The 4,217-nt window shown below is 64.1% G+C and carries 6 protein-coding genes; 4 read left to right on the forward strand and 2 right to left on the reverse strand.

Annotated elements, in window-relative coordinates; genetic code table 11:
* The 3 genes from KDH09_01475 to KDH09_01485 all read left to right on the forward strand — a co-directional run.
* A partial coding sequence (locus KDH09_01475) for a hypothetical protein (GenBank protein ID MCB0218339.1) occupies positions 1–409 on the forward strand: 409 nt, incomplete at its 5' end.
* A gap of 79 nt (positions 410–488) precedes the next feature.
* Positions 489–1,310 (forward strand): hypothetical protein, encoded by an 822-nt coding sequence (locus KDH09_01480; GenBank protein ID MCB0218340.1) that lies wholly within the window; start codon positions 489–491, stop codon positions 1,308–1,310.
* 80 nt (positions 1,311–1,390) lie between these two features.
* The gene (locus KDH09_01485) at positions 1,391–2,602 is read left to right on the forward strand and encodes a hypothetical protein (protein ID MCB0218341.1); all 1,212 of its coding nucleotides are present in this window, start codon (positions 1,391–1,393) and stop codon (positions 2,600–2,602) included.
* Here KDH09_01485 and KDH09_01490 read toward each other — a convergent pair.
* Positions 2,599–2,940, reverse strand: coding sequence for a ferredoxin:thioredoxin reductase (locus KDH09_01490; GenBank protein ID MCB0218342.1), 342 nt, complete (start codon positions 2,938–2,940; stop codon positions 2,599–2,601). The genes KDH09_01485 and KDH09_01490 overlap by 4 nt on opposite strands.
* 77 nt (positions 2,941–3,017) lie before the next feature.
* On the opposite strand from KDH09_01490, the gene KDH09_01495 reads away from it, so the two are divergent.
* Positions 3,018–3,824, forward strand: coding sequence for a hydroxymethylpyrimidine/phosphomethylpyrimidine kinase (locus KDH09_01495; protein MCB0218343.1), 807 nt, complete (start codon positions 3,018–3,020; stop codon positions 3,822–3,824).
* A 142-nt stretch (positions 3,825–3,966) separates the two neighbouring features.
* Here KDH09_01495 and KDH09_01500 read toward each other — a convergent pair.
* On the reverse strand, positions 3,967–4,217 hold a 251-nt coding region (locus KDH09_01500), incomplete at its 5' end, for a chromosome partitioning protein ParB (protein ID MCB0218344.1).

The raw sequence follows: 4,217 nt of genomic DNA on the forward strand, positions 1-4,217 counted from the left end.
GCTAGGGCTTTTTTCGCTGGCGCGCGATTACAGCTCACTGCTCAACCCGCGCTACTACCGTCCCATCTACATCCACAGCAAGCTCTTCATCGCCGATGGCGCGCGCTGCTGCATCGGCTCGGGCAACATTTCCTTCCAGAGCCTCCACCGCGACGGAGAGGCCGCCTTCGACATTCTCGCCCCCGATCAGATCCGCGCCTTTCAGGGCGCCCTGTGGGATGAACACTACGGCGAGGGCGGCGCCGCATTGATGAACCTGCCGCCTGAGCAGGCCTTTGCTGCCTGGCAGGCTCGGGCGACCGAGAACGCCGGGCACGTGCAGGGCCGCCGCGCCCTCAAGGGGCGCATCCTGCCCATCGACCTGGCGCGCTACGGCGAGCCGCTCGCGTCCGGGCGCCCGGCTGACTAGTATTTTCCCCGGTATCAATCACCGCGCGCGGTGCGGCCCCTGGGGCCGCCAAAGCCGCGCCCAGACCCCGGGAACTCTGATGAAGCGTCTCTCACTGTCCATTTTTGCCCTGATCGCGCTGCTCAGCGCGTGCAAGAGTGAAATGGAAGAGGCCCAATCGCGCTGGAGCACGCTGCAGGTCTGGGAGAACCAGCGCATCGAGGAGACCACATACGAGGTGCGCGAGGGTGAGGCCCCCATCGGCCGCGCAGTGATGCGAATCTACAAGGGCGAAGAGGATCTCTCGCGCTTCGGCAAGGAAGTCGCCAAAAGCAGCAAGCGCGAGGAGGTCTTCCGGGTGAGCCTGATGCAGTCGGTCGCCAACCCGGCCGGCATGGGAGAGCCGGTCCACCGGCTCGATTCCTGGTGGTTCGACACCGATGAGCTGCGCCTGCGCTACGGCACCCAGTCGGCCTACCTGTGGAACGGCGCGGTTTTCAAGGAAATTCGGGTCGGCAAAGATGCGGCCTACATCACAGTCCATTCCCACCTTTCGGGTGTAGAAGAATTGGAGACCGACTTCCCGAGTGAAGCGGTCGTGCAGGCCGGGGCCGGATTCTTCATTCGTGCGGTGCTTTCGAGCATGCAGAGGCTCACAAAAATCCCTGTAGTTTCAATGGGTTCCGTCTGGCTGAGCGCCAGGCCCACGGTTCTCAAAAGTGATTTCAGGGTGATTGGGGAAGAGGTTCTGAACGTCGCCGGCGAGCAGTTGCCGACCCGGATCGTTGAACTCTCCAATGAAATGGGGAGCAAGCGATACTGGATCGGCGCCGGAGCGCCGAGCCTCTTGGTCCAATGGGAGGATGAGAACGGCTACCTGTTCGTGATGACAGGGCACCGCTATCTCGACTGGCCGAAATGATCCAACACCCCTGCCCCGCATCAAGCCGAGTCCTCTACCTTGTCGCCGCGCTTTGCGCCGCGCTGGAGCTGTTTGCTCCCGTGCGGGTTCTCGCCAGCGACGTCGTCGAAGTGTCCGAGCCCCAGGCCCGGGAAGCGCCCGCTGAGCAGGGTGTTGCCGAGCCCGATCCGGCGGTTCCCGATCTGGAGAGCACGCCCGCGAAAACCGAACCGACGGAGTCCGCACCCGGCGGCGCCGCCGATGCTCCGACGAAGCCGGCCGCCGACAAGATTCCCCACTACATCACCGGCTTTGTGACGGCACGCGACCTGATGCTCAATCGCGAGTACGAGGCCGCCTACAAGTCCCTGCAACACTACGGCATCAATCACCGGGACGACGCGATCGAGGCCGTGGGCGAGGCATTGCTCGAAGTGCTCAGTATGGCCGAGCAGCGCGACTTCCGCCGCACCCAGCGTCTGGATGCCGTCTTCGCCCGCGCGCGCATTGCGGCCCATTCCTGGATTCCCAAGGCCCCCGACCCCGTTTTTGCCAGCATGCTCGCCGGCGTCTCCGATGCGATCAACGCTACCTGGTTGTTGAAAACAGGCTCGAAGCTCAGCGGCCTGAACATGGCACTGGGCGCCATCAACCGGATCGAGGACGCGGCAAAGGCCGCAGACCCCTCGCTGGATGCGCGTGGTTTTTATGCGATGTATCTCTACATGCGCGGGCGTTACGGATCGCGCTACATCCCCTTCGTGAAAGACACCCGCAATGTGGGCCGGATCGGCGTCGAGAAGTGCGTGAAGGAAGCTCCCACGATGGGACCCCTTTGCCATCTGTTCCTGCTCTACGTTGCAAAGTGGGAACGGCGCTGGGACGATCTCGACAAGCTGGGCGACAAGTTCCGGGAGAAATATCCGGCTTCCATGTTCGCCGCGCTCATTCAGGCCGAAGGGCTGCTTGCCGCGCAGAAGCCGGAAAAGGCGCTCTCGGTCCTTGTGGACGTGGCGCGCTTCGACCCCAACTTCCCGCTCCATCACCTGTGGATGGGCCGCGTCTACTGGGAGGGACTTGTGCAGCCGCTTCCCGCCGAGGAATTCGTGAACCTCGCCCTCAAGGAAGGTCTCAACCAGAAAACACGGATCTCCGAGGCGCACACCGTGCTGGCAGAGATCGCAATGACGCAGGGCTATTTCGCGGAGGCCAAAATCCGCATCGACTGGGCGCTGGAATTCGATTCCGACAACAAACGCGCCGAAATCGATGAAGAGAAACTCGACGATCTGATGAAGAAGGCGCAGCCCTAGCGCTTCTTTTCCCGATATTCCCGAACGAATTCTTCACTGGCAAAGAGCGCGCAGTCGCAGTAGCCCTGCCGCGCGATGTCTTCGCCGTGGGGCGTGCATGGACACACCCACCTGCGACCGCAGGCCAGGACTTCTTCTTCGCTCTGACAGGGACAGTAGGCTAGGCCGTGTTTCTCCTTGTTCTTTGCCAGTCCCTTGAGGATGTTTCGGACGCGAACCTCATCGGGATAGAAAACGTAGGGCCCGCGCGCGACGTAGGCCTCGGCCATGCGGGTCACCTGCGCGAGCGCCTGCTCGCGCGGCCTGCGCCGAAGCCCCGGGTTGTCGCTGGCTGCCATGGCCTCACTCTAGCGCGCCCTCACCCCGGGCGATCAAGCCGCTTGTCCCTTTGCCGCTGTGCTAGCATGGGCGCGACATGGCAAAGCGAAACCGACAAGTGCTCATTGTTTCGGCGCTCGACCCCTCCGGCGGGGCCGGGCTGCTGCTCGACCGCGCGGTGGTGGAGGCCGAGGGAGCCCACGCCTGCGGCGTCGTCACAGCGCTGACGGTGCAGAGCGCCTCGGGCCTTGTTCGCACCCGCAAGGTCCCTGCCGAGCTCGTCATGGAGCAGATCGCGACGCTGGAGGCGGATCTTGGGCCCTTCGAAGTCGCCAAGCTGGGCGCGCTGGGCAGTCCGGCGCTCGCTCACGCGCTCACGGGCTGGGCAGCGAAGCGACCCAGGCTGCGCCTGGTAATCGACCCCGTCTCGCGCCCGAGTCGCGGGCGGCCCTCCCTCGTCGAGGGAAGCGTGCGCACCCATCGCAAGGCGCTGCGCGGCCTGCTCACTCATACGTATCTGCTAACGCCGAACCTGCCCGAGGCCCGCTGGCTGCTGGGCCTTCGCGAGGACAGCGCCGCCGCGCCCGAAGAACTGGCCACGCGCCTGCTCGAACTCGGACCGCGCGCGGTCCTGCTCAAGGGCGGTCACGCCGCGGGCGCCCAAGTCGCCGACCTGCTGGCCGAGCAATCGGGCAAGCGCCGCTTGCTCACACACCCGCGAAAACGCGGTGAGTTCCATGGCACGGGTTGCTACCTGGCCAGCGCAATCACTGCGAATCTGTCTCTTGGGAAATCACTTACTTCCGCGCTGGAGCACGCGAGCGCGTCGCTGGAACGCGCCATGAAAAACGCGCGACCCGTCGGCGCCGCCGGCGTCCGGCAGCTCCGGCCCGCTACCAAATAAATTCCACGACCAATCACACCCCCAAACGCCTGTCATTCTGAGCGTAGCGAAGAATCGGTTGGGGTTGGCGTGAACGCGATTCTTCGGACCGCTTTGCGCCCCTCAGAATGACAACCACGTGGAAGGAAGCCTCAATGCCGGATCAGGATTCGAGTTTGTCGAGGATGGGTTGCAGCTCGCCCAGGCTGGCGTAGGAAATGGTCAGCTTGCCCGCTCCCTTTTTGTTGTGGGCGATACGAATCTTCACGCCGAGGTTCCGCTCCAGGCGACGGGTGAGTGCGGCGACATCGGGATCAACGGCGGCAGTCTTTTTCTCGGTCGTCTTGGGCTTGCGACGCAGCGCCCCCCCGCTGGCCAGCTCTTTGGCGAGCTTTTCGGCCTCGCGCACGGACA

The sequence above is a fragment of the Chrysiogenia bacterium genome (assembly GCA_020434085.1).
Classification (GTDB): Bacteria; JAGRBM01; JAGRBM01; order JAGRBM01; family JAGRBM01; genus JAGRBM01.